Origin of the sequence: Pseudomonas sp. H26/SER47-MNA-CIBAN-0231, from assembly GCF_040310465.1 — a bacterium.
Taxonomy (GTDB): Bacteria; Pseudomonadota; Gammaproteobacteria; order Pseudomonadales; family Pseudomonadaceae; genus Aquipseudomonas; species Aquipseudomonas atacamensis.
In genome coordinates this window covers 229,826-250,355 of record NZ_JBEOPW010000003.1, presented here as the reverse complement: position 1 = coordinate 250,355, position 20,530 = coordinate 229,826, and the positions used below count along the sequence as shown (strand labels likewise).

Annotated in this window: 19 protein-coding genes; 7 read left to right on the top strand and 12 right to left on the bottom strand. The window is 60.3% G+C overall.

The features are described 5' to 3' along the window. Nucleotide 1 precedes the first annotated feature (1 nt). A complete protein-coding gene (gene cls / locus AAEZ10_RS06475; RefSeq protein ID WP_350568476.1) occupies nucleotides 2–1,441 on the bottom strand; it encodes a cardiolipin synthase in 1,440 nt (479 codons plus the stop codon). 131 nt (nucleotides 1,442–1,572) lie between these two features. Between cls and AAEZ10_RS06470 the strand changes: the two genes are divergently transcribed. Next, on the top strand, nucleotides 1,573–2,091 hold the full coding sequence (locus tag AAEZ10_RS06470) for a DUF3617 domain-containing protein (RefSeq protein WP_016772436.1): 519 nt from the start codon (nucleotides 1,573–1,575) through the stop codon (nucleotides 2,089–2,091). Nucleotides 2,092–2,174: 83 nt separating this feature from the next. On the opposite strand, the gene AAEZ10_RS06465 is transcribed toward AAEZ10_RS06470, so the two are convergent. The 5 genes from AAEZ10_RS06465 to AAEZ10_RS06445 all read right to left on the bottom strand — a co-directional run bounded on the left by AAEZ10_RS06465 (nucleotide 2,175) and on the right by AAEZ10_RS06445 (nucleotide 5,953). Next, nucleotides 2,175–3,050, bottom strand: coding sequence for a metal ABC transporter substrate-binding protein (locus AAEZ10_RS06465; RefSeq protein WP_350568474.1), 876 nt, complete (start codon nucleotides 3,048–3,050; stop codon nucleotides 2,175–2,177). 11 nt (nucleotides 3,051–3,061) lie between these two features. Further along, entirely contained in the window at nucleotides 3,062–3,931 is an 870-nt protein-coding gene (locus AAEZ10_RS06460) for a metal ABC transporter permease (protein WP_350568472.1), read from the bottom strand. Next, a complete protein-coding gene (locus AAEZ10_RS06455; protein WP_350568470.1) occupies nucleotides 3,931–4,599 on the bottom strand; it encodes a metal ABC transporter ATP-binding protein in 669 nt (222 codons plus the stop codon). The genes AAEZ10_RS06460 and AAEZ10_RS06455 overlap by 1 nt, the downstream gene beginning before the upstream one ends. Further along, nucleotides 4,596–5,492 carry a GTP cyclohydrolase FolE2 gene (gene folE2 / locus AAEZ10_RS06450; RefSeq protein ID WP_350568621.1) on the bottom strand — a complete coding sequence of 299 codons (897 nt, stop codon included), beginning with the start codon at nucleotides 5,490–5,492 and terminating at the stop codon, nucleotides 4,596–4,598. The genes AAEZ10_RS06455 and folE2 overlap by 4 nt, the downstream gene beginning before the upstream one ends. Nucleotides 5,493–5,575: 83 nt before the next feature. Continuing rightward, the gene (locus AAEZ10_RS06445) at nucleotides 5,576–5,953 is read right to left on the bottom strand and encodes a glutamine synthetase (protein WP_073470857.1); all 378 of its coding nucleotides are present in this window, start codon (nucleotides 5,951–5,953) and stop codon (nucleotides 5,576–5,578) included. A gap of 207 nt (nucleotides 5,954–6,160) precedes the next feature. On the opposite strand from AAEZ10_RS06445, the gene zigA reads away from it, so the two are divergent. Beyond that, nucleotides 6,161–7,366 carry a zinc metallochaperone GTPase ZigA gene (gene zigA / locus AAEZ10_RS06440; protein WP_243241252.1) on the top strand — a complete coding sequence of 402 codons (1,206 nt, stop codon included), beginning with the start codon at nucleotides 6,161–6,163 and terminating at the stop codon, nucleotides 7,364–7,366. After that, nucleotides 7,366–8,016 (top strand): DUF1826 domain-containing protein, encoded by a 651-nt coding sequence (locus tag AAEZ10_RS06435; protein ID WP_122751251.1) that lies wholly within the window; start codon nucleotides 7,366–7,368, stop codon nucleotides 8,014–8,016. The genes zigA and AAEZ10_RS06435 overlap by 1 nt, the downstream gene beginning before the upstream one ends. Nucleotides 8,017–8,019: 3 nt before the next feature. On the opposite strand, the gene AAEZ10_RS06430 is transcribed toward AAEZ10_RS06435, so the two are convergent. Then, complete coding sequence (locus AAEZ10_RS06430; protein ID WP_016772443.1) at nucleotides 8,020–8,376, bottom strand: hypothetical protein; 357 nt, start codon at nucleotides 8,374–8,376, stop codon at nucleotides 8,020–8,022. Nucleotides 8,377–8,417: 41 nt separating this feature from the next. Here AAEZ10_RS06430 and AAEZ10_RS06425 point away from each other — a divergent pair, with 41 nt between their 5' ends. Further along, nucleotides 8,418–9,383 (top strand): CobW family GTP-binding protein, encoded by a 966-nt coding sequence (locus tag AAEZ10_RS06425; protein ID WP_350568467.1) that lies wholly within the window; start codon nucleotides 8,418–8,420, stop codon nucleotides 9,381–9,383. Nucleotides 9,384–9,389: 6 nt separating this feature from the next. Here the strand turns inward: AAEZ10_RS06425 and AAEZ10_RS06420 are convergent, their stop codons facing one another. Further along, nucleotides 9,390–9,803 carry a DUF3301 domain-containing protein gene (locus AAEZ10_RS06420; protein WP_038861179.1) on the bottom strand — a complete coding sequence of 138 codons (414 nt, stop codon included), beginning with the start codon at nucleotides 9,801–9,803 and terminating at the stop codon, nucleotides 9,390–9,392. A 117-nt stretch (nucleotides 9,804–9,920) separates the two neighbouring features. On the opposite strand from AAEZ10_RS06420, the gene pdxY reads away from it, so the two are divergent. Further along, entirely contained in the window at nucleotides 9,921–10,793 is an 873-nt protein-coding gene (gene pdxY, locus AAEZ10_RS06415) for a pyridoxal kinase PdxY (RefSeq protein ID WP_042608042.1), read from the top strand. Between the two features lie 116 nt (nucleotides 10,794–10,909). On the opposite strand, the gene AAEZ10_RS06410 is transcribed toward pdxY, so the two are convergent. Beyond that, nucleotides 10,910–11,392, bottom strand: coding sequence for an acyl-CoA thioesterase (locus tag AAEZ10_RS06410; RefSeq protein WP_016772447.1), 483 nt, complete (start codon nucleotides 11,390–11,392; stop codon nucleotides 10,910–10,912). Nucleotides 11,393–11,671: 279 nt separating this feature from the next. Here AAEZ10_RS06410 and AAEZ10_RS06405 point away from each other — a divergent pair, with 279 nt between their 5' ends. Further along, a complete protein-coding gene (locus tag AAEZ10_RS06405) occupies nucleotides 11,672–13,435 on the top strand; it encodes a cation:proton antiporter (protein WP_056790983.1) in 1,764 nt (587 codons plus the stop codon). Between the two features lie 21 nt (nucleotides 13,436–13,456). On the opposite strand, the gene AAEZ10_RS06400 is transcribed toward AAEZ10_RS06405, so the two are convergent. The 3 genes from AAEZ10_RS06400 to uvrD all read right to left on the bottom strand — a co-directional run bounded on the left by AAEZ10_RS06400 (nucleotide 13,457) and on the right by uvrD (nucleotide 17,298). After that, nucleotides 13,457–13,864: an SMI1/KNR4 family protein gene (locus tag AAEZ10_RS06400; RefSeq protein ID WP_038359443.1), complete on the bottom strand. Its 408-nt coding sequence runs from the start codon at nucleotides 13,862–13,864 to the stop codon at nucleotides 13,457–13,459. A 135-nt stretch (nucleotides 13,865–13,999) separates the two neighbouring features. Beyond that, nucleotides 14,000–14,875, bottom strand: coding sequence for a Tim44 domain-containing protein (locus AAEZ10_RS06395; RefSeq protein WP_016772449.1), 876 nt, complete (start codon nucleotides 14,873–14,875; stop codon nucleotides 14,000–14,002). Between the two features lie 239 nt (nucleotides 14,876–15,114). Beyond that, nucleotides 15,115–17,298 carry a DNA helicase II gene (gene uvrD, locus AAEZ10_RS06390; RefSeq protein WP_016772450.1) on the bottom strand — a complete coding sequence of 728 codons (2,184 nt, stop codon included), beginning with the start codon at nucleotides 17,296–17,298 and terminating at the stop codon, nucleotides 15,115–15,117. Nucleotides 17,299–17,555: 257 nt separating this feature from the next. Between uvrD and AAEZ10_RS06385 the strand changes: the two genes are divergently transcribed. After that, complete coding sequence (locus AAEZ10_RS06385; protein WP_350568463.1) at nucleotides 17,556–20,429, top strand: EAL domain-containing protein; 2,874 nt, start codon at nucleotides 17,556–17,558, stop codon at nucleotides 20,427–20,429. Nucleotides 20,430–20,530 lie beyond the last annotated feature (101 nt).

Sequence of the window (20,530 nt, the reverse complement as noted above, 5' to 3'; positions counted from 1 at the left end):
CTCAGAGTATCGGTGAAATCAGCCGGGCGATCCGCATGCCGACCTGTTGCAGGCGGTGGATCTCCCGGCTTTCTTCTTTGGCCACTTCATCGGCCAGGGCGAAATCGTCATTGAGCATGTGTTCCACGGCGGCGGCGAACTCGCTGTCGACGGTCAGCAACATCACTTCGAAATTCAGGCGGAACGAGCGATTGTCCAGATTGGCGCTGCCGATGGCGCTGATTTCGCTGTCGATCAGCACGACTTTCTGATGCAGAAAACCCGGACGATAGCGGAACACCCGCACGCCGGCACGCACCGCCTCGAAGGCATACAGGCTGGACGCGGCATAGACGATGCGATGATCAGGCCGCGACGGCAACAGCAGGCGCACATCGACACCACGCAACACCGCCAGCCTCAATGCCGCGAACACCGCTTCGTCCGGGACAAAGTAAGGGCTGGTGATCCATACGCGTTGCGTTGCTGCGTGAATGGCTTCGACGAAAAACAGCGAGCAGGTTTCGTAGGCATCCGCCGGGCCGCTGGCGAGCAATTGGCAAAGCACGCCATCCTCCGGGTACGTATCCGGAAGGATCAACGGCGGCAGAGTGCGAGCAGCCCAGAACCAATCTTCGGCGAACGATTCCTGCATGCAGGCCACCACCGGCCCGCGGACTTTGACGTGGGTGTCACGCCACGGCGCCAATGGTGGCTTCTCACCCATGTATTCATCGCCGACGTTATGCCCGCCGACAAAGCCGACTACGCCATCGACTACAACGATTTTGCGGTGGTTGCGAAAGTTGACCTGAAAGCGGTTGAGCCAGCCGCTGCGCGTGGCAAAGGCTTTGACCTCGACGCCGGCATCACGCAGCGACTGCACGTACTGATGGGGCAGGGCATGGCTGCCGATGCGGTCGTAGAGCAAATGAATTGATACGCCTTCGGCGGCTTTCTTCAACAGCAAATCACGCAAGCGCTGGCCGAGCCGATCGTCGTGAATGATGAAGAACTGGATCAGCACGGCTTCCTTCGCTTGTGCGATCGCCTGAAAAATCGCATCGAAGGTCGCGGTGCCGTTCACCAGCAGTTGCACCTCGTTGTTCGCCAGGCACGGCATGCGACCCAGTTTCGGCATTGCGCGCAGTGAGGCGTAGGCACTCGAAGCGCGAGCGGCCAAGGCTTCCTCCACCCATGGACGCCAGTTCAGTTCGGAAATGGCCAGGCGCATCTGCTCGTTGGCCTGGCGCCGCGCCTTGATGTAGCCATCGAAGGTGCTGCGACCAAATACCAGATATGGAATAAGCGTGAGGTAGGGAATGAAGATCAGCGACAATGCCCAGGCGATCGAGCCTTGCGCAGTGCGCACGGTGAGCACCGCATGGATCGCAGCGATCGAACCGAGTGTGTGCAACAGGGCGATCAGGTAACCGAAAATGTGCGGTCCGAAAAAATCCATGGGGCAGCCTTGCTCCGCGAGATGCAATGCTTAACAGACCATGTTCTGCTGCGAATGTCTCTATTTAATCGGTGCATGAACCGACGCAACCGGCCGGCGTCTAACGGCCACAACTGATCAGGAGTTTCTCGATGAACGTTCGTCTGCTGGGTTTGGCGCTGGGCCTGGGTTTGGCATTGCCGGTGGTTGCGCAGGCACAAATGCTGCAGCCGGGGTTGTGGGAAATGTCTTCGAGCAATCTGAAGGTCGATGATCAGGCCATGGACGTGCAATCGATCCTTGGCCAGATCCAAGGCCAGATCACCCCGCAGCAGCGCGCTGCGCTGGAGAAGAACGGCATCAACATCGGCGGCAAAGGCATCCGCGCTTGCCTGACGCCGCAGCAGGTGGCGACCAACGACATCCCGTTGGCCGACCCGCAATCGGGCTGCAAGCAGCAGATCACCGAGCGCACCGGCAACCAGTGGAAATTCCGCTTCAGCTGCCCGAAAGCCCAGGGCACAGGCGTGGCGACATTCCTCAGTGACCGCGAATTCACCACCGTCGCCAATGGCACCTTCAACGCCATCGGTATCAACCAGAAGGGTAGTCTGGAAACCCGTGCCGTGTGGCTGGGTCAGGATTGCGGCACGGTAAAACCCCGCGCTTGAAACCTCTGTGACGCCCACAGTTGGAAGCCATTCCAACTGTGGGAGCGAGCCTGCTCGCGAATAGATCGGAAGTTCGCCTCAAGTCATGGCTGACTCAACGCCTTGTACAACGTATTGAGGTTGTACTCGAACAGCCCGGTAAAAGTGCTCGCAGGCCCGGTGGAAGCCAGTGCATCCGAGTACAGCGTGCCACCGATGTGTGCGCCGCTTTCATCCGCGATCTGCTTGAGCAGGCGCGCGTCCTTGATGTTTTCCATGAACACCGCTTTGACCTTGGCCTGGCGAATCTGCGTGATCAGCGCAGCGACTTCGGCGGCGGAGGGTTCGCGTTCGGTGGATAAACCCTGTGGCGCGATAAAGTCGATGCCATAAGCCAGACCCAGATAGCCAAAGGCATCGTGGCTGGTGACGATCTTGCGATTACCCGGCGGCAGCGCGCCGAGTTTGTTTTTGGCTTCGGCGAGCAGGGCATAGATCTGCTTGAGGTAGGTCTGGCTGTTGCGCTCGTAGTCAGCCTTGTTGCCCGGGTCGGCGGCGATCAGCGCCTTGGTAATGTTGGCGACGTACAACTCGGCGTTCGCCAGATTGTGCCAGGCGTGCGGATCCGCAACGGTCTCGCCGTCTTCATCGAGCGAACGTGGAATCACCCCGCGACTGGCACTGATCACCGTTGCCTTGCTGTCGGTGCTGGTCACCAGGCGATCCAGCCAAGGTTCGAAACCGAGGCCGTTCTTGATGATCACTTTGGCTTTGAGCAGCGCCTTGGCGTCATCCGGGGTCGGCTCGTAGGTGTGCGCATCGGCATCCGCGCCGACCATGTTGGTAATCTGAACGTGCTCGCCGCCGACCTGATGAACCATGTCGGCAAGGATGCTGAAGCTGGTAACCACCGGCAGTTTTTCGGCGGCTGACAATGACATCGACAGCATCAGGCTGAACAGCACGAGTAGAGCGCGCATCGGGAAACACCTCATTGGGATGTGAGCAAAGGCGGGCGGCGCAGCAAACCGTGAACCGGTCCGCACACCACCGACAGCAGATAGCCGACCCCCGCGACCAGCACGATGGCCGGGCCGCTGGGCAGCGAGTAGTAGAACGACAGCAGCAAGCCGAGCCACACAGACACGCAGCCCATGACGGCGGCGACGGCAATCAGTATCGGCAGACGACGACTCCAGAATCTCGACGCGGCAGCCGGAAGCATCATCAGCCCGACTACCATCAGTGCGCCGATGGCCTGAAAGCCGATCACCAGATTCAGCACGACCAGAGTCAGGAACACCCCATGAGCCAGCGGCCCGAGGCGACTGACCGTGCGCAAGAACAATGGGTCCAGTGTGTCCAGCAGCAGAGGTTTGTAGATCGCCGCCATCGCCATGAGGCTGACCGCCGAGACCCACAGCATGCCGGTCAGCGTCGGTCCATCCACGGCTAGCGCCGAACCGAACAGCAAGTGCAGAAGGTCGAGGCGCTTGCCGGCGATGCCAAGGATCAAAACGCCGCTGGCCAGTGAGATCGGATAGATCGCGGCGAGGCTGGCATCTTCTCGCAACCCCGTTCGCCGGGTGATCCAGGCTGCGAGTCCGGCCATGCTCAGCCCGGCTCCCAAGCCACCGAGGGTGAGTGCGGGAAGGCTCAAACCGGCAAACCAGAATCCCAGCGCTGCACCAGGGAGAATGCCGTGGGCGACGGCGTCACCGATCAAACTCATGCGCCTGAGTATCAGAAAAACACCTAAGGGCGCCGTGCTGCATGCCAGCACCAGGCCGCCGAGCAAGGCGCGGCGCATGAACACGAATTCGCTGAACGGCTGCCAGAAATGGCTGACGGTGGCGAGCATCAGGCGACCTGCATGTGCGGTGTTGGCTGGATCAGTTCTCGGCTGGTTCCGTACACGCAGTCGCCGTTTTTGATCAGCAGGGTATGCGGAATGTGTTGGCGGACAGCCGCCAGGTCATGGCAGACCACAAGCAGTGTCCGGCCCTCGGCGTGCCAGTGGTGAATGTGTTGCCAGAGCAATTGCTGGCCAAGTTCGTCGAGTGCGGCGTGCGGTTCGTCCAGCAACAGCACCGGGGCGTCAGCAAGGCTCAGTCGCGCGAGCAGGGCACGTTGTAGCTCACCGCCGGACAGGGCCATCAACGGACGCTGTTCGAGTCCACTCAAATGCCAGTCTTCCAATGCGTTTTTCAGTCGCTGCGTGCGCAGCTGTGTCGAGAGCCGACGGCCCCAGAAACCTGCGGCGATGAGCTCTTCGAGGCTTATTGGAAACTGCCGATCCAAATGTTGCTGTTGCGGCAGAAAGGAAATGCCGCTTTGGCGTGGAACAGCCATTTCCACCTTGCCGGCCAAGGGCTTCTGCAAACCGGCGATGACTTTCAGCAGACTGCTTTTGCCGCAGCCGTTGGCGCCGATGATTGCGGTCACGCTGGCGCTTTCTAACTCAAGACTCAGGGGCGTCGTCAGCGGTTGGCCGGGTGCACCCCAAGCCAGCGATTGGCAGCGGATCATTTTTGCTCCCGTCGCCAGCTGCTTTCGGCGACGGCGTCATGGGCATGCAGGCTTTCGGCGTGGATCACGCGGATGTGGAATTGGTTGATGCCGGGTGTGCGTTGCAGTGCCAGGTTGAGGCGGCGGGCGGCGTCTTCGCAGAACATCAGGTTTTGCCCATTGGCGAGTGCGAAGGCTTGCTCGTCGGGGCGCTTTACTGCGGTCTGCACGGCGGTGCCGAGGGCTGCTTCGGCGTCATTGATGATCGCGGTCAGCGATAGCTCGTCGATGAAATTGTCGAGATGCAGGTGCAGTTGCGCATAGCTGCGCTGGCTATGCGGTGTCGCTACGATCCCTTTGGTTGAGCCAAGCCATGCCAAAACATCGGCATGTTGCAAAGCCTTGTTGGCGAAATCGTCGACGAATTGCTGTTGGATCAGCTGCCTTGCCAAGGCTGCGGAGCATGGGCATGTCGAGGAATAGGGCAGTTCAATTTTTAGTTCCACGTGGAACATTTGCTGTTTCAGGCTCGCTGAAATGGACGCCGGATAGGATTTCCAGCCGGCCAAGGGGCTGACCAACGCGGGTCGTTTCAGCAACAAGTCAGTGTGAATATTCAGATATGCGCAGGCGGATAGACCTTGATGGCTTGTCAGAAAACACTTGAGTACCTGGTGCAGCAAAGCGGGAGAAAGGCTTCGCTGTTCGAGGGTTTCGAGTGCCAGATACAAGCGCGACATGTGAATACCACGTGCTTCACCATCGTCCAGACTCACACCAGCGTCGACTCTGGCGCTGAGGCGTTGGCCTTCAAGCAAAACGGGCAGAGCAATCCCACGCATGCCTACCCAGTCGAGGGGCAGTGCCAAGCGTGCAGATTGGGCGGCGATATCCGGGAGAGTAAGAGCATTCATGGTTGAGACCGTCGTGTTGATCTCTTTTAACGTTACATTATAACAATCCATTCAGCGACGCTTTTTTCATGAAAAGGTTTTCACTAGCAGCCCGTCATCCGGCTGCAAGTGAACCTTGCGCTGCTACCGCCCGAGCTGGAGAAGCGGTTGATGGTTGTCCAGCCGACACGGCGGGTGTAGCCAACCCAAGCCTCGCCATCGGAGGCGATGCCGGTAAAAAAGGTCAATTGGCCGAAGCGGCTGTTGGTTTGCGCCCAATAGCGATGGCCGTCCTTCTCGAATCCGCGCAGGTAAAGCGTGGTGCCTACCGTATTGACGCTATAGGCATTGCCGTCGACGTCTACACACGCCAGCAGATTAGCGCTGCGTGTGCAGTGCGCCGGCCCTGGCATGTGCGCCTGTGCTTGGCTGGCCAGCGACATAGCAAAGCTCAAAAGCAGGCATTTCAACCCCTTGTTCATTGCGAGTTTCCACGATCGGTGGTGCAGCAATTTGCGAAATCTCCCCTGTCGGACTGGCAAACTAAAGTTGTTATACTATAACATAAATCGCAACCAGCCTGAGCTGCCGATCACAATCGTATGCCTTCTTTGACCCGGTTAAATGAAGCGCAACACGCCAAGCGCACCTCAAAGCGCAAATCGGCTGCCATTTATGAGGATTATCTAATGTCAGCCAAATTGCCCGTGACCGTACTTTCAGGATTTCTCGGCGCGGGAAAAAGTACACTTTTGAATTACGTACTACGTAACCGAGACGGCTTGCGCGTTGCGGTGATCATCAACGATATGAGCGAGATCAACATCGATGGCAGTGAAGTCCAGCGCGATGTCAGCCTGAACCGCGCTGAGGAAAAACTCATCGAAATGAGCAATGGCTGTATCTGCTGTACGTTACGTGAAGATTTACTGGAAGAAGTCAGCAAACTCGCTCGCGAGGATCGTTTCGATTACCTGCTGATCGAATCCACCGGCATTTCCGAACCGCTTCCGGTTGCTGAAACCTTCACCTTCCGCGATGAACAGGGGCAAAGCCTCGCCGACATTGCTCGCCTCGACACCATGGTCACCGTGGTCGACGGTGTGAATTTCCTGCTCGATTACCAGGCAGCCGAAAGTCTTGCCTCTCGCGGCGAAATCCTGGGTGAAGAAGACGAGCGCTCCATCACCGATCTGTTGATCGAGCAGATCGAGTTCGCCGACGTCCTGCTGATCAGCAAAATCGACCTGATCAGTCAGCACGAGCGTGAAGAACTCACCGCCATCCTCAAGCGCCTCAATGCCCAGGCTGAAATCATTCCAATGGTGATGGGCGAAATCCCACTGGAGAAAATCCTCAACACCGGTCGTTTCGATTTCGATCAGGCCGCACAAGCGCCCGGATGGCTACAGGAATTGCGCGGTAAGCACGTCCCGGAAACACAGGAATACGGCATCGCCTCGACGGCCTACCGCGCGCGCCGGCCATTTCACCCGCAACGCTTCTTCAGCTTCATCGATCGGCCTTGGCTGAACGGCAAGCTGCTGCGCTCCAAAGGCTTCTTCTGGCTGGCCAGCAAACCCACCGATGCCGGTAGCTGGTCGCAGGCTGGTGGCTTGATGCGGCATGGATTCGCCGGTCGCTGGTGGCGTTTTGTGCCAAAGAATCAATGGCCGCAGGATCAGGAAAGTGTCCAGGCGATCATGGGAAACTGGATTCCAAGCGTAGGAGATTGCCGCCAGGAGCTGGTTTTCATCGGTCAGAACATAGATTTCCTACAGCTCTCCGCCGAACTCGATGCCTGTCTGCTGACCGACGAAGAAATGGCCATGAGTGTAGAAGGCTGGCGCTTGCTGCCTGATCCATTCGGTCCTTGGCACGAAGAGGCCGCCTGATGCTCGCACTCCAAGATCAGCCGCTTCTTACCCGTCATCAGCACCAGGGCGTGACCCCGGAAACGTTGACGCGAATCCTGGAAGACCAGACCAATCTGGCCGTCTGGCAACGTCAGCTGCCCGTGCACATTGCCGATTTTGCGCAATTGGTGCTGTCGCTCAACGAGCCCTTGGCCGAGTCGCTGTGTCTGGAATTGCCCGACGAAGATGCCGAACCGGATCTCGCCGGTCTGGCTGCAGGGCTGCGTGATCTGCAAGGTTTCGAAGGTTTCATGAGCGATCTCAAATGGCTGATCAGTGCCTTCGCCTGCCTGCTCGGGGCGCGGCGTATCGGCGTGCGTTTGCGCGTGCTGGACAAGGCCATGTGTCCGCGCTTCCACGTCGATCACGTGCCGGTGCGCTTGATCACAACTTACGCTGGCATCGGCAGCCAATGGCTTGAGGAGGGCGCGATGGATCGCCTGCAACTTGGCCAGGTCGATGCCGAACCGCAAGATCCAGCGTCGATTCGCCAGCTCAACAGCGGCGACGTCGCGTTGCTCAAAGGCGAAAAATGGTACGGCAATGAAGGCTTCGGCCTGATCCATCGTTCGCCGCAACCGGCACCCGGTGAACGCCGTCTGCTGCTGACCCTCGACTGGCTCGGCTGAAATTCAGGGCTTGCGCCAGGCGCCCTGGCTCTGGCCTTCGCAATAAGGCTTGAGATACGCCGCATCAGTGGCCACGCCGTAATAGTGGATATCCTGGCGATAGGGCATATTGGCGACTTGCGCGTTGCTGCACACGCCGAAAGCGCCGCTGGGGCACTGGTCGACGTATTGCACCTCGACCTTCTGCCCGGCCAGCGTCGGTTGGCAGAAGCCGTCATTGAACAATTTCTGCGGAATCGTCCGGTTCTGCTGACAGACTTTGACGTCGAGCCGTTCGCCCTGTGTGTGCACCACGCAGGCCTGAGCCCACGCTTCACTCGACAGCAGCGCCAACAGCAACGACCATCCCGACCAGCGCATCTTCGATCTCCTCAATAACTGTCCGCAGAAAAGTGCCCGCCATGTTGCAGAACATTCCGACCCACGTCATCGCCGGCCCGTTGGGCGCCGGCAAGACCAGCCTGATTCGTCAGTTGCTGGCGCAACGGCCTGCGGACGAGCGCTGGGCGGTACTGATCAACGAGTTCGGCCAGATTGGTCTGGACGCCGCGTTGCTCTCTCGCGACGACGATGGTATCGCACTGGGTGAGGTGGCCGGGGGCTGCCTGTGTTGCGTCAATGGCGCGCCATTCCAGATCGGCCTCGGCCGCCTGCTGCGCAAGGCCAGGCCGGATCGACTGTTTATCGAGCCATCCGGGCTGGGCCATCCGGCGCAGTTGCTCAAGCAATTGAACGAGGCGCCGTGGCTGGGCGTGCTGGCGGTTCAGCCCTGTGTGCTGGTTCTGGACGCTCAGGCATTGCACGCGGATAGGGCCTTGCCGGACGCCCAGAAGCAAGCATTGACCAGCGCGGGTTTGCTGCTGTTGAACAAGGCGGAAGATCTCGATGAAGCGGTTCGAGAGAAAATCGCCAGTCGGTTGCCGCCCGTCAGACTGATCTGGACGCAGCAAGCGCAACTGCCTCTGAGCGAGCTGCCGGGGCTGGCAGTAAAAGCGAACGAAGGCGCAGGGCATCTGCCGCTGCCCACTGGATTGGCACAGCTGCCAGCGGTCTGGAGCGATCCGGCCGAACCGATTTGCCTGAGTCAGGCGCAGGAGGGTGGATGGAGCATCGGTTGGCGCTGGCATCCGCGGCAGGTATTTGATCAAGCACGCATCGCCGATTGGCTGAGCGCGCTGGACTGGAAGCGGGCGAAACTGGTTATCCACAGCACGGATGGCTGGGTTTCGGGCAATGCGCTGGAGCATGCCGAGCTGAGTTGGCAAGCCAGCGAATGGCGAAAAGACTCAAGAATCGAGCTGATCTTCGCTGAACCGCAGAACATCGAACAGCTGCAAGCCGGTTTGGCTGAATGCCGGATTCAGTGAGTCAGCTCAAGGCTTCCACTTGGTATGTTCCTGGCGCCACTGGCTCAGCTCGATGACTTCCGCCCGAGGCTTGTGCACTTCGACCACCGGCGGCGTATCGTCGAACGGCGCCGGGTAGGGTGCCAGTTCAATCTGCGCACTGTGCGCGCCGAACTGGGTGACGGTGCCGTTGTGGCGGCTTTCGCCGGTCACGGTGAACTCGAAGTTATAGACCCGCGCCAGTCGCCGGCGACCGTTGGCATCCCTGATCAGACCGATTTTTTTCAGCGCGACGTTACCGTCCAGCAGTTCAACGCCAACATTGGTGCAATGCTGCTTGACCCGCTCCAGCGCGCGCTCGCGCAAGCCGTGGTTGTGCCATAGCCAGGCACCAGCGGCGGCGAACAGCATCAGCACGAAGATGTTTTCCAGGGTCAGCATCGACATCGAACTCCAAATGATGGCGTCAGCTTAACTGTCTCGCCGGTCTGTCGTACAGGCTGTGTTTCGTCGCATACTGCGCGGCTTGAATTTCAATCGTTTTACGGAATGACCCGAATGAAACGTACGCCTCATCTGCTCGCCATCCAGTCCCACGTGGTGTTTGGCCACGCCGGCAACAGCGCTGCGGTTTTTCCGATGCAGCGCGTCGGGGTCAACGTCTGGCCGCTCAACACCGTGCAGTTCTCCAACCACACCCAGTATGGTCAGTGGGCCGGTGAAGTGCTGGCGCCGCAGCAGATTCCCGAGCTGATCGAAGGCATCGCCGCAATTGGCGAGTTGGGCAATTGCGACGCGGTGCTCTCCGGCTACCTCGGCAGCGCCGCGCAGGGACGGGCGATTCTCAGCGGTGTGGCGCGGATCAAAGCGGTCAATCCGAAGATGCTGTATCTGTGTGATCCGGTCATGGGTCATCCGGAAAAGGGTTGCAGCGTGCCCACCGAGGTCAGCGATTTCCTCCTCGATGAAGCTGCGGCCGTGGCAGACATCATGTGCCCGAACCAGTTGGAGCTGGACAGTTTTTCCGGGCGCAAGCCGCAGTCGCTGTTCGATTGCCTGGCGATGGCACGGGCGCTGCTGGCGCGCGGGCCGAAAGCGGTACTGGTCAAGCACCTGGATTACCCGGGCAAACCGGCGGATGGCTTCGAAATGTTGTTGGTGACGGCTGAGGGCAGTTGGCATTTGCGCCGTCCGTTGCTGGCGTTTCCACGTCAGCCAGTGGGCGTCGGCGATCTGACCTCTGGTCTGTTCCTGGCCCGGGTGTTGCTGGGCGACAGCCTGCTGGCAGCGTTCGAATTCACCGCAGCGGCAGTGCATGAGGTGTTGCTGGAAACCCAGGCGTGCGCCAGTTACGAGCTGCAACTGGTGCGGGCGCAGGATCGCATTGCGCATCCGCGGGTGAAGTTCGAGGCTACAGCGATCAGTCTGTAAGACCGCGTTGCCCCCATTCGCGAGCAAGCTCGCTCCCACATTTGGTTTGTGTACGCCACAGAGCCTGTGTGGGAGCGAGCTTGCTCGCGAAAGCGTTGTTCAGAGCGCTAAAAATCTCAGGCGTCGCCCTTGATCTCCTGATAACGCTTCTCCAGCTCCTGGCGAATCTGCCGGCGCTGCTGCGCCTGCATGAAGCGGCGTTTGTCTTCGCTGTTCTGCGGTTGCAACGGCGGTACGGCGGCCGGTTTGCGCTGATCATCCACCGCGACCATGGTGAAGAAGCAGCTGTTGGTGTGGCGCACCGAGCGTTCGCGGATGTTTTCGGTGACCACTTTGATGCCAACTTCCATCGACGTGTTGCCGGTGTAGTTGACCGAGGCGAGGAACGTCACCAGCTCGCCGACATGAATCGGCTCGCGGAAAATCACCTGATCCACCGACAGGGTCACCACGTAGCGCCCGGCATAACGGCTGGCGCAGGCGTAAGCCACTTCGTCGAGGTATTTGAGCAGGGTGCCGCCGTGGACATTGCCAGAGAAGTTGGCCATGTCGGGGGTCATCAGTACCGTCATCGACAGCTGGGCGTTTCCGGGTTCCATAACGTTCTCACGGATCAAGGCTGATTGCAGGAAGCGCCTCTGCGGGCACCTGGTGGCTTTTCAAGAAGCACCGTTATCGGGACGCCGCGCGGCGGGCCGCCGTCACGCCGGTAGCGATCTGTTTCCATATATTGCACCGGCTTCCAGAGCGAAGTCGCGGTGTTAACCTGCAAAAGCCCTGCCCAAGGGCAATTCCTACATTAAAAGCGGATTTTTACCCTGCTCGCGCAGAACGTTCTGACGTCTGTCCGCGCGCCTCGTCATCAAGGAGCCCACGCCATGCATGCCATCAGTTTCATTCAGGATCTGGCAGTGATCATGCTGGTCGCGGGCGTGGTAACCGTACTGTTTCATCGTTTCAAACAACCGGTGGTGCTCGGCTACATCGTCGCCGGCTTCATCATCGGCCCGCATACGCCACCGTTCGGCCTGATTCACGACGAAGAAACCATCAAGACCCTCGCCGAACTCGGGGTGATCTTCCTGATGTTCTGCCTTGGCCTGGAGTTCAGCCTGCGCAAGTTGTTCAAGGTTGGGGCAACGGCGTTCATTGCCGCGTTTCTCGAAATCATCCTGATGATCTGGATCGGTTACGAAATCGGTCGCTGGTTCGACTGGAACACCATGGATTCGTTGTTTCTCGGCGCGATTCTGGCGATCTCCTCAACCACCATCATCGTCAAAGCGCTGAATGACCTGAAGATGAAGAACGAGCGCTTTGCGCAGTTGATCTTCGGTGTGCTGATTGTCGAGGACATCCTTGGCATCGGCATCATTGCGCTGCTGTCGAGCATCGCCGTCAGCGGCACGGTGAGCTCGGGCGAAGTCTTCTCCACGGTCGGCAAGCTGTCGCTGTTCATGATCGTTGCGCTGGTCATCGGCATCCTGCTGGTGCCGCGTCTGCTGGCTTATGTAGCGAAATTCGAAAGCAACGAGATGCTGCTGATCACCGTGCTCGGCCTGTGTTTCGGCTTCTGTCTGCTGGTGGTCAAGCTCGAATACAGCATGGTGCTCGGCGCTTTCCTGATCGGCGCGATCATGGCCGAGTCCCGGCAATTGCTGAAAATCGAACGGCTGGTCGAGCCGGTTCGCGACCTGTTCAGTGCGATCTTTTTTGTCGCCATCGGGCTGATGCTCGACCCGCTGATTCTCATCGAATACGCCTGGCCGATCGCGGTGATCACCGTGGCCGTGGTGCTGGGCAAGATGTTGTCCTGCGGCCTCGGTGCGTTTATCGCCGGCAATGACGGACGGACCTCACTGCGGGTCGGCATGGGTCTGTCACAGATCGGCGAATTTTCCTTCATCATCGCCGCGCTGGGCATGACCTTGCAGGTGACAAGCAACTTCCTCTACCCGGTCGCCGTAGCCGTGTCGGTGATCACCACACTGCTGACGCCGTACCTGATTCGCGCGGCGGATCCGTTGTCGATCAAGCTCTCGGCAGTCGTGCCCAAGCGTCTCGGGCGTGTGCTCGGCATGTATGGCGAATGGTTGCGCAGCATCCAGCCGCAAGGTGAGGGCGCGCTGCTGGCGTCGATGATCCGGCGGATCCTGTTGCAGGTCGGGGTCAATCTGGCGCTGGTGATTGCGATCTTCTTTGCCGGCGCATACTTCGCCGAGCGCATGTCGTTGTGGCTGCAGGACTGGATCAGCGATCCGAGCTGGCAGAAGGCACTGATCTGGGGCGGAGCGTTGTTGGTCTCGCTACCATTTCTGATCGCGGCTTATCGCAAGCTCAAGGCGCTGTCGATGCTGCTGGCGGAGATGGGCGTCAAGCCGGAGATGGCCGGGCGTCACACGCAGCGAGTGCGCCGGGTGATCGCCGAAGTGATCCCGATTCTCTCGCTGCTGGTGATTTTCCTGCTGTTGGCAGCCTTGTCGGCCAGTATCCTGCCGACCAACAAGCTGCTGGTGCTGATCGCCGTCGTCGCGGCCGCCGTAGCGGCGCTGCTGTGGCGCTGGTTCATCCGCGTGCATACGCGGATGCAGGTGGCGCTGCTGGAAACCCTCGACAACCACAAGGAGTCGTCGGGGCATTGACCAGCCGGGGCGTGTGGCGGATCAGCTTTCCAGCCAGACGTCCCGCGCCCAGTGCCACACCGATTCCCAGGTTTCTTCGGCAATCAGTTCTTCTTCGGCCTGCCACAGCACCACGGTGCCGTCTTCTTCGACACAGTAGTAGTCATCGCCGTCCTGACAGATCGGGATCAAGCTGCGATCAACACCCACATCCCATGCATTGGCTGCCACGTCCGGCAGGTAGGTGTGCGATTGCGGATCAGTGACGGTCACCGGCTCGAGGCTGCCATAGACCACATCGCTGACGGTCAGCAAAAATTCTTTGAAGACGAATGGAATGTCGATGAACAGTTGTTCTTCGATTTCCACCAGCAGGTCTTCGTCAGGCAACTCCAAAGGAACCGGTACGGGTTCGTTGGCTTCGCGCAGTTGTTCGATGATTTCTTCCACGTCCGGGATCCTCTTGCTGAATGGCGCGGTTTATATGGGCCGGTTTATACAGTAGCTCGCCATAGATGCAACCGTGAAATGAAAAACCCCGGCCGAGGCCGGGGTTCTGTTACCGCAAGTGAAGCGCAGCAGGGATCAGCCGTTCTGGCGGATACCGGCGACCAGCCAAGGCTGGTTGTCGCCCTGCGGACGTTCCATGTTCCAGCTTTCGCTGAACACTTCGCCCTGGTCGAAACGCGAGGTTTTCGACACGCCGGTGAAGGTCAGGGTGGCGATGGTCTTGTCGGCACGATCGTCGACGCCGTCCAGCTGCACCTGCAGGTTGTCGATGTAGGTCGACTGGAAGCCGTCGCCCAGATCCGCACGCTCACGCTTGAGGAACTCAAGCATTTGCGGGGTCACGAACTCGGCGATCTTGTCCATTTCGTTGGCGTCCCAGTGCTGCTGCAGCGACTGGAAGTGGCTGCGCGCAGCTTCAAGGAAGCGCTCTTCGTTGAACCAGGCCGGTGCGTTGATCACCGGACGGGCGGCAGCCGGAGCAGCCGAACCACCAAAGATCGAACCCATGGCGGCAGGCTTCTGCTCGAACACTTCACGCTGCATCGGCGCGCCGGCCGGAGCGAATTGCTCCTGCTGCTTGCGACGACGGGCGGCGATGAAGCGGAAGATCACGAACGCGATCAGGGCCATGATCAGGATGTCGAAGATCTGCATGCCCTGGAAACCGTCGCCCATGAACATCGACGCGAGCAGGCCACCGGCGGCAATACCCGCCAATGGGCCGAGCCAGCGCGACGCACCGCCGGCCTTGGCTGCGGCGCCAGCAGCACCGGCAGCGCCAGCGGTCGCTGCTGCGCCGCCCACGCCTGGAGAAGAAGGAGCCATCTGGCTGGTCTGGTGCGTCGGCGCAGCGCCGGCGCTTTTGCCACCACCAAAGCGCTTGGCGTTGGCGTCGAGGCTCATCGTCAGGCCGATGCACAACGCCATGGCGATGCTAAGAAAACGTTTCATAAAGGGTATTCCCGTTTTGTGGAGACACGCGCGCCATGTTGCACAGCTGAAGTGTTACTGGCTAGCGAGAGAGTGTTTCGGGCTTTTGCCTGACAGGTTGCGTTCAGCTTGGCGAGGCAATCAGCCGATGTACTTTTGTCTGTAGGAAAAGGCGATAGGTTCAGAGGGATTGATGCACTTGCGCCGCATAACCTGTGGGAGCGAGCAGGCTCGCTCCCACATGGCTTCAGTGCCGGTGGTTAGATCGCTTCCAGCTTGGCATAGCCGAGCATCAGCCACTTGCTGCCTTCGCTGAAGTTCACCTGCACCCGGGCCTGGGCGCCGGAACCTTCGAAGTTGAGGATCACCCCTTCGCCGAAGATCGAGTGACGTACGGCCTGACCGAGCACAAAACCGGTTTCCGGAATCTCGCTGCCGCTGAACAGGCTGCTGCCGCTCATCGACTGGTTGCCGCCGAACGGTCGGCTGACGCTATTGGACAGGCGCACTTCCTGGATCAGGCCTTTGGGCACTTCGCGGACGAAACGCGACACCTTGTTATAGGTTTCGCTGCCGTACAGGCGCCGGGTTTCCGCGTAGGTCATGACCAGATTCTGCATCGCCCGGGTGATACCGACGTAAGCCAGACGCCGTTCCTCTTCAAGACGCCCCGGTTCTTCCAGGCTCATTTTGTGCGGGAACAGGCCTTCTTCCATGCCCACGAGGAACACGTAAGGGAATTCCAGGCCTTTGGCGCTGTGCAGGGTCATCAGCTGCACGCTGTCTTCGTGCTCGTCGGCCTGAGTGTCGCCGGCCTCCAGCGATGCGTGGCCGAGGAACGCCGCCAGTGGCGTGAGTTCTTCGTCCTCTTCGGTGTTCTCGAAGTTGCGTGCGGCGCTGACCAGTTCCTCAAGGTTTTCTACCCGGGCCTGGCCTTTCTCACCTTTTTCCGCTTCGTGATAAGCGATCAGGCCGGACTGCTCGATGACGGTTTGCGTCATCAGGTGCAGCGGCATCTCGGCGCACTTGGCAGCGAGGTTCTCGATCAGTTCGATAAACGCACCGAGCGCACTCGCGGCGCGCCCGGTCAGGCCTTTGTTGGCCACCAGTAGGCGCATCGCTTCCCACATCGACACATCGCTGTGCCGCGCATGCTCGCGGATCGCTTCGACGGTTTTCTCGCCGATGCCCCGCGCCGGTACGTTGATCACTCGCTCCAGCGCCGCGTCGTTGCCGCGACCCTCAAGCAAACGCAGGTAGGCCATGGCGTTCTTGATTTCCGCGCGCTCGAAGAAGCGCTGACCGCCATAGATGCGGTACGGGATGCGCTCGCGCAGCAGGGCTTCTTCAAGCACCCGCGACTGGGCGTTGGAGCGGTACAGAATGGCGATATCGCTACGGGCCAGACCGGTTTTCAGCGCGCTTTCGATGGTTTCCACCACGTAACGCGCTTCGTCGTGCTCGTTGAACGCGGCGTACAGATTGATCGCTTCGCCGTCGCCACCGTCGGTCCACAGCTCTTTACCGAGACGCCCGGTGTTGTTGGCGATCAAAGCGTTGGCGGCTTTGAGGATGCCGGCGGTGGATCGGTAGTTCTGCTCCAGGCGAATCGTTTCGGAGTCCGGGAAGTCGGAAGAGTACTGATGGATGTTCTCGATCTTCGCCCCGCGCCAGCCGTAAATCGACTGGTCGTCGTCGCCGACCACCATCAGGCTGTCGCCGCCCTTGCCGAGCAGGCGCAACCAGGCGTACTGCACGGCGTTGGTGTCCTGGAACTCGTCGACCAGAATGTGCCGGAAGCGCTTTTGGTAGTGCGCCAGCAGGCCGGGGTGATCGCGCCACAGATCGAGGGCGCGCAGCAGCAGTTCGGAGAAATCGATCACGCCAGCCCGCAGGCACGCCGCCTCGTAGGCTTCGTAGATGCCGCGCATGGTGGCGAGGAACAGGTCGCCGCTGGCCTGAATGTGTTGCGGCCGCAGACCTTCATCTTTCTGGCCGTTGATGAACCACTGCGCCTGACGCGCCGGCCAGCGTTGCTCGTCCAGGCCCAGTTCGCGGATCACCCGCTTGACCAGACGCTGCTGGTCATCGCTGTCAAGAATCTGGAAGGTCTGGCTCAGGCCCGCCTCCTGCCAGTGCGCCCGCAGCAAACGGTGCGCGAGGCCGTGGAAGGTGCCGACCCACATGCCGGCCGGGTTGATGCCCAGCAACTGCTCGATGCGATGGCGCATCTCGGCAGCGGCCTTGTTGGTGAAGGTCACCGACAGGATGGAGTGAGGCGAGGCGTTTTCGACCTGGATCAACCAGGCGATACGGTGCACCAGCACTCGGGTTTTACCGGAACCGGCGCCGGCCAGGACCAACTGACGGCCAACGGGGGCTGCTACGGCCTGGCGTTGGGCATCGTTGAGGGAGTTCAGCAGAAGGGAGAGATCATCGCGCATCGGGGCATTCTAGGGTGCGCCGCAGGCCCGGGCAAACCGTGCGTTGCATTAGCCGATGAAAGTGCTGCCGATGACGACCGGTCGGTCACTGGCTGCAGGCTTCGGCCCGTCTCGCCTGAGCGGTTGCAGTGGTGCGCAAGCGACGGAAAATTTCCCTGCAATTGTGATCCGCAGCAGTTTGGCATCGGGATCGGCTTGTGTATGCTCCGTCCACGTTTCGGGCGCACGCCCTCCTTATAAGAACAAGAACGTTGCCCATGATCCTCAGCGCCGAACTGTCGGGGCCCTCCGTGGACCCCCGGGTGATCCGCAAGCACTATGCCGTCGAAATGGCGGTGGAGCGCACGCGTCTGCTGTATCAGGGCTCGCTGTTGCCCACGCTGTTCATGTTGATCAATGGTCTGGTCTGCGCCGCTTTGCTCTGGAGCCCGCAGCGCTACTTCGTGGTCAGCGTCTGGCTGGTGTGGCTGCTGTCGCTGGTCGCGCTGCGGGTGATTCAGGTAGCCGCGTTCGATTCGGCGATTCCCGATCGTCAGGCCCAGCCGATCTGGTTCCGCATGTTCCTGCTCGGTTCGACCATGACCGGCCTGACGCTGGCCGGAGCCGGCATCGCTCTGGTACCCGCTGACAACTTCATGCAGCAAGCCTGGGTGTTCGGCCTGATCGGCGCGGCAACGCTGTCGGCCAGCGTCGCCTACGCGGTGAGCCTGCCGGCGTTCCTCTCGTTTACCTTGCCGTGCCTGCTGCCAGCGATCGGCTACCTGTTCTGGGGCGGCGACGATCAGGCACGGGGCTGGGGCTGGCTGGGTCTGATCCTGCTCGGTTCTCTGAGTGTGGTGGCATGGCAGGTCAATCGGCTGATCGACCGTGGATTGCTTCGGCGCTTCCAGAATCAGCACCTGATCGAGCATTTGCAGCAAGCGCAGACGCGCAGCGAACAACTCAATCAGGAGCTGGGCAAAGAGATCGAACAGCGCCGCTGTGCCGAGGCGCAGTTGCGTGAAGCGCAGGTCGATCTCGAAGATCGCGTGGCCCAGCGCAGCCGCGAACTGGATGCCGCCAATCAGGCCCTGAGCAAAAGCGAAGCGCGCCTGGCGCTGGCGCTCAAGGCCAGTGAGCTCGGATTGTGGGACTGGAACCTGCAGACCGACGAGGTCCATCACACGCAGATTCAGGAACTGTTCGGCCTCGCCCCGGAATACGTCACCGCGCTGCTGCGCGACCTCAAGCCACGACTGCATCCTGAAGATGTGCCGTCACTCAAGTTCGCCCTGGTCGAGCATCTGAAGGGGCGCACCGAGGATTATCAGGTCGAATATCGCCTGCGCCATGGCGACGGCCACTGGGTGTGGATCGAGGACCGTGGCCGCGCCGTAGAGCGCAGCGCCAACGGCCGGGTGATCCGCATGGTCGGCACTCGCCGCGATATCAGCGCCAGCAAAAGCCTTGAAGAGCAGCAGCGGCTGGCGGCGACGGTGTTTGAAGCGGCCAGCGAAGGCATCGTGATTCTCGACCCGAACTACGCGCTGATTGCGATCAACCAGGCGTTCAGCCGGGTCACCGGTTACGAGATCGACGACATGCTCGGGCGCAACGTCGTCGAGTTGCCGTGCAGCCGCGATGCCCGTCGTCACTATGTGGCGATCCGTCATGCGCTGGAGCAGTACGGCAGTTGGCAGGGCGAGCTGGTGGAGACGCGCAAGAACGGCGAGCTGTATCCGCAGTGGCTGCAACTCAATGCCGTGCGTGATAGCCGTGGCAATGTCAGCCACATCGTCGGCTTCTTCGCCGATCTCTCGGCGCGGCGGGCCTCGGAAGAACGCCTGCGCTATCTGACCCATTACGACGAGCTCACCGGCCTGGCCAACCGTTCACTGTTCCGCGAGCGTCTGCACGAAGCTCATCAGCGGGTGCGCCAGGGCGGGCGCCGCAGTCTGGCGTTGCTGCACATCAATCTCGATCGCTTCAAATTGCTCAATGACAGCCTCGGCCACGAAGTCGCCGATCAGCTGCTGCAAAAAATGGCGCGGCGGCTGGTCAATGCCTTGCCGGAAGCCGACACCATTGCGCGCCTGTCCGGTGACGAATTTGCCGTGCTGTTCGATGCCTACGGCAATCTGTCGAGCCTGGCACGGGTAGCGACGCGGTTGTCGGCCAAGCTGCGTTTGCCGCTGAGCGTTGACGGGCATGAACTGGTGGTCAGCGCTTCGATGGGCATCAGCCTGTTGCCGGACAACGCGCGTGAGATCTCGGCGCTGGTCAGCCAGTCGAACATGGCCATGCAACATGCCAAACATCTGGGCGGCAACAATTTCCAGTTCTTCACCGACAGCCTGCAAGCCAGCACACTCGAACGTTTGCAGCTGGAAAACCACCTGCGCAGGGCCATTGAAGAACAGCAACTGACGGTGTTCTACCAACCGAAACTGTGCCTGCAAACCGGCCGCATGAATGCCGCTGAAGCGCTGGTGCGCTGGGATCATCCGAGCATGGGCCAGGTGCCGCCGGCGGATTTCATTGGCCTGGCCGAAGAGACCGGTCTGATCGGGCCGATCGGCGAGTTCGTTTTGCGCCAGGCGTGCTGGCAAGCGTGCGAATGGCAGCGCCAGGGCCTGGCGCCGATCCGCGTGTCGGTGAACCTGTCGGTGCATCAGCTGCGCCAAGGCAAGCTGGTCAGTCTGGTGCGGCAAGTGCTGGAAGAAACCGGGCTGGCGCCGCACTACCTCGAGCTCGAGCTGACCGAAAGCCATTTGCTCGACAGCGTCGAACACATCATTGCGACGTTCCAGCAACTGCGCGATCTGGGGGTGAAACTGGCGATCGATGATTTCGGTACCGGGTATTCGTCGTTGAGTTACCTCAAGCGCATTCCGGTGGATTACGTGAAGATCGATCAGGCGTTCATTCGCGGCTTGAGCGAGGGCAGTGCGGACGCGGCGATCACTCGCGCGATCATCGCCATGGCCCACGGACTGGCGCTGAAAGTAGTGGCGGAGGGTGTCGAACGTGAGGATCAACTGGCATTTCTGCGCGCCGAACACTGCGACGAAGTGCAGGGTTATCTGATCAGCCGGCCGGTAGACGCTGCTTGTCTGGCCGGGCTTTTGCGTGACCAGAAAAATCCGCAGTAAGGGCTACATGCTCCTCAGCGTGCCTGACGCCGGGACATCGAGTTACGCATTGAGCAGGCAAAATGCCCATTCATGTAGTATAACTACAAGCTTGCTACATC

Bases quoted from the DNA above. Each gene is read 5' to 3' on its own strand.
- cls (WP_350568476.1), bottom strand. From the start codon at position 1,441: ATGGATTTTTTCGGACCGCACATTTTCGGTTACCTGATCGCCCTGTTG.
- AAEZ10_RS06470 (WP_016772436.1), top strand. From the start codon at position 1,573: ATGAACGTTCGTCTGCTGGGTTTGGCGCTGGGCCTGGGTTTGGCATTG.
- AAEZ10_RS06465 (WP_350568474.1), bottom strand. From the start codon at position 3,050: ATGCGCGCTCTACTCGTGCTGTTCAGCCTGATGCTGTCGATGTCATTG.
- AAEZ10_RS06460 (WP_350568472.1), bottom strand. From the start codon at position 3,931: ATGCTCGCCACCGTCAGCCATTTCTGGCAGCCGTTCAGCGAATTCGTG.
- AAEZ10_RS06455 (WP_350568470.1), bottom strand. From the start codon at position 4,599: ATGATCCGCTGCCAATCGCTGGCTTGGGGTGCACCCGGCCAACCGCTG.
- folE2 (WP_350568621.1), bottom strand. From the start codon at position 5,492: ATGAATGCTCTTACTCTCCCGGATATCGCCGCCCAATCTGCACGCTTG.
- AAEZ10_RS06445 (WP_073470857.1), bottom strand. From the start codon at position 5,953: ATGAACAAGGGGTTGAAATGCCTGCTTTTGAGCTTTGCTATGTCGCTG.
- zigA (WP_243241252.1), top strand. From the start codon at position 6,161: ATGTCAGCCAAATTGCCCGTGACCGTACTTTCAGGATTTCTCGGCGCG.
- AAEZ10_RS06435 (WP_122751251.1), top strand. From the start codon at position 7,366: ATGCTCGCACTCCAAGATCAGCCGCTTCTTACCCGTCATCAGCACCAG.
- AAEZ10_RS06430 (WP_016772443.1), bottom strand. From the start codon at position 8,376: ATGCGCTGGTCGGGATGGTCGTTGCTGTTGGCGCTGCTGTCGAGTGAA.
- AAEZ10_RS06425 (WP_350568467.1), top strand. From the start codon at position 8,418: ATGTTGCAGAACATTCCGACCCACGTCATCGCCGGCCCGTTGGGCGCC.
- AAEZ10_RS06420 (WP_038861179.1), bottom strand. From the start codon at position 9,803: ATGCTGACCCTGGAAAACATCTTCGTGCTGATGCTGTTCGCCGCCGCT.
- pdxY (WP_042608042.1), top strand. From the start codon at position 9,921: ATGAAACGTACGCCTCATCTGCTCGCCATCCAGTCCCACGTGGTGTTT.
- AAEZ10_RS06410 (WP_016772447.1), bottom strand. From the start codon at position 11,392: ATGGAACCCGGAAACGCCCAGCTGTCGATGACGGTACTGATGACCCCC.
- AAEZ10_RS06405 (WP_056790983.1), top strand. From the start codon at position 11,672: ATGCATGCCATCAGTTTCATTCAGGATCTGGCAGTGATCATGCTGGTC.
- AAEZ10_RS06395 (WP_016772449.1), bottom strand. From the start codon at position 14,875: ATGAAACGTTTTCTTAGCATCGCCATGGCGTTGTGCATCGGCCTGACG.
- uvrD (WP_016772450.1), bottom strand. From the start codon at position 17,298: ATGCGCGATGATCTCTCCCTTCTGCTGAACTCCCTCAACGATGCCCAA.
- AAEZ10_RS06385 (WP_350568463.1), top strand. From the start codon at position 17,556: ATGATCCTCAGCGCCGAACTGTCGGGGCCCTCCGTGGACCCCCGGGTG.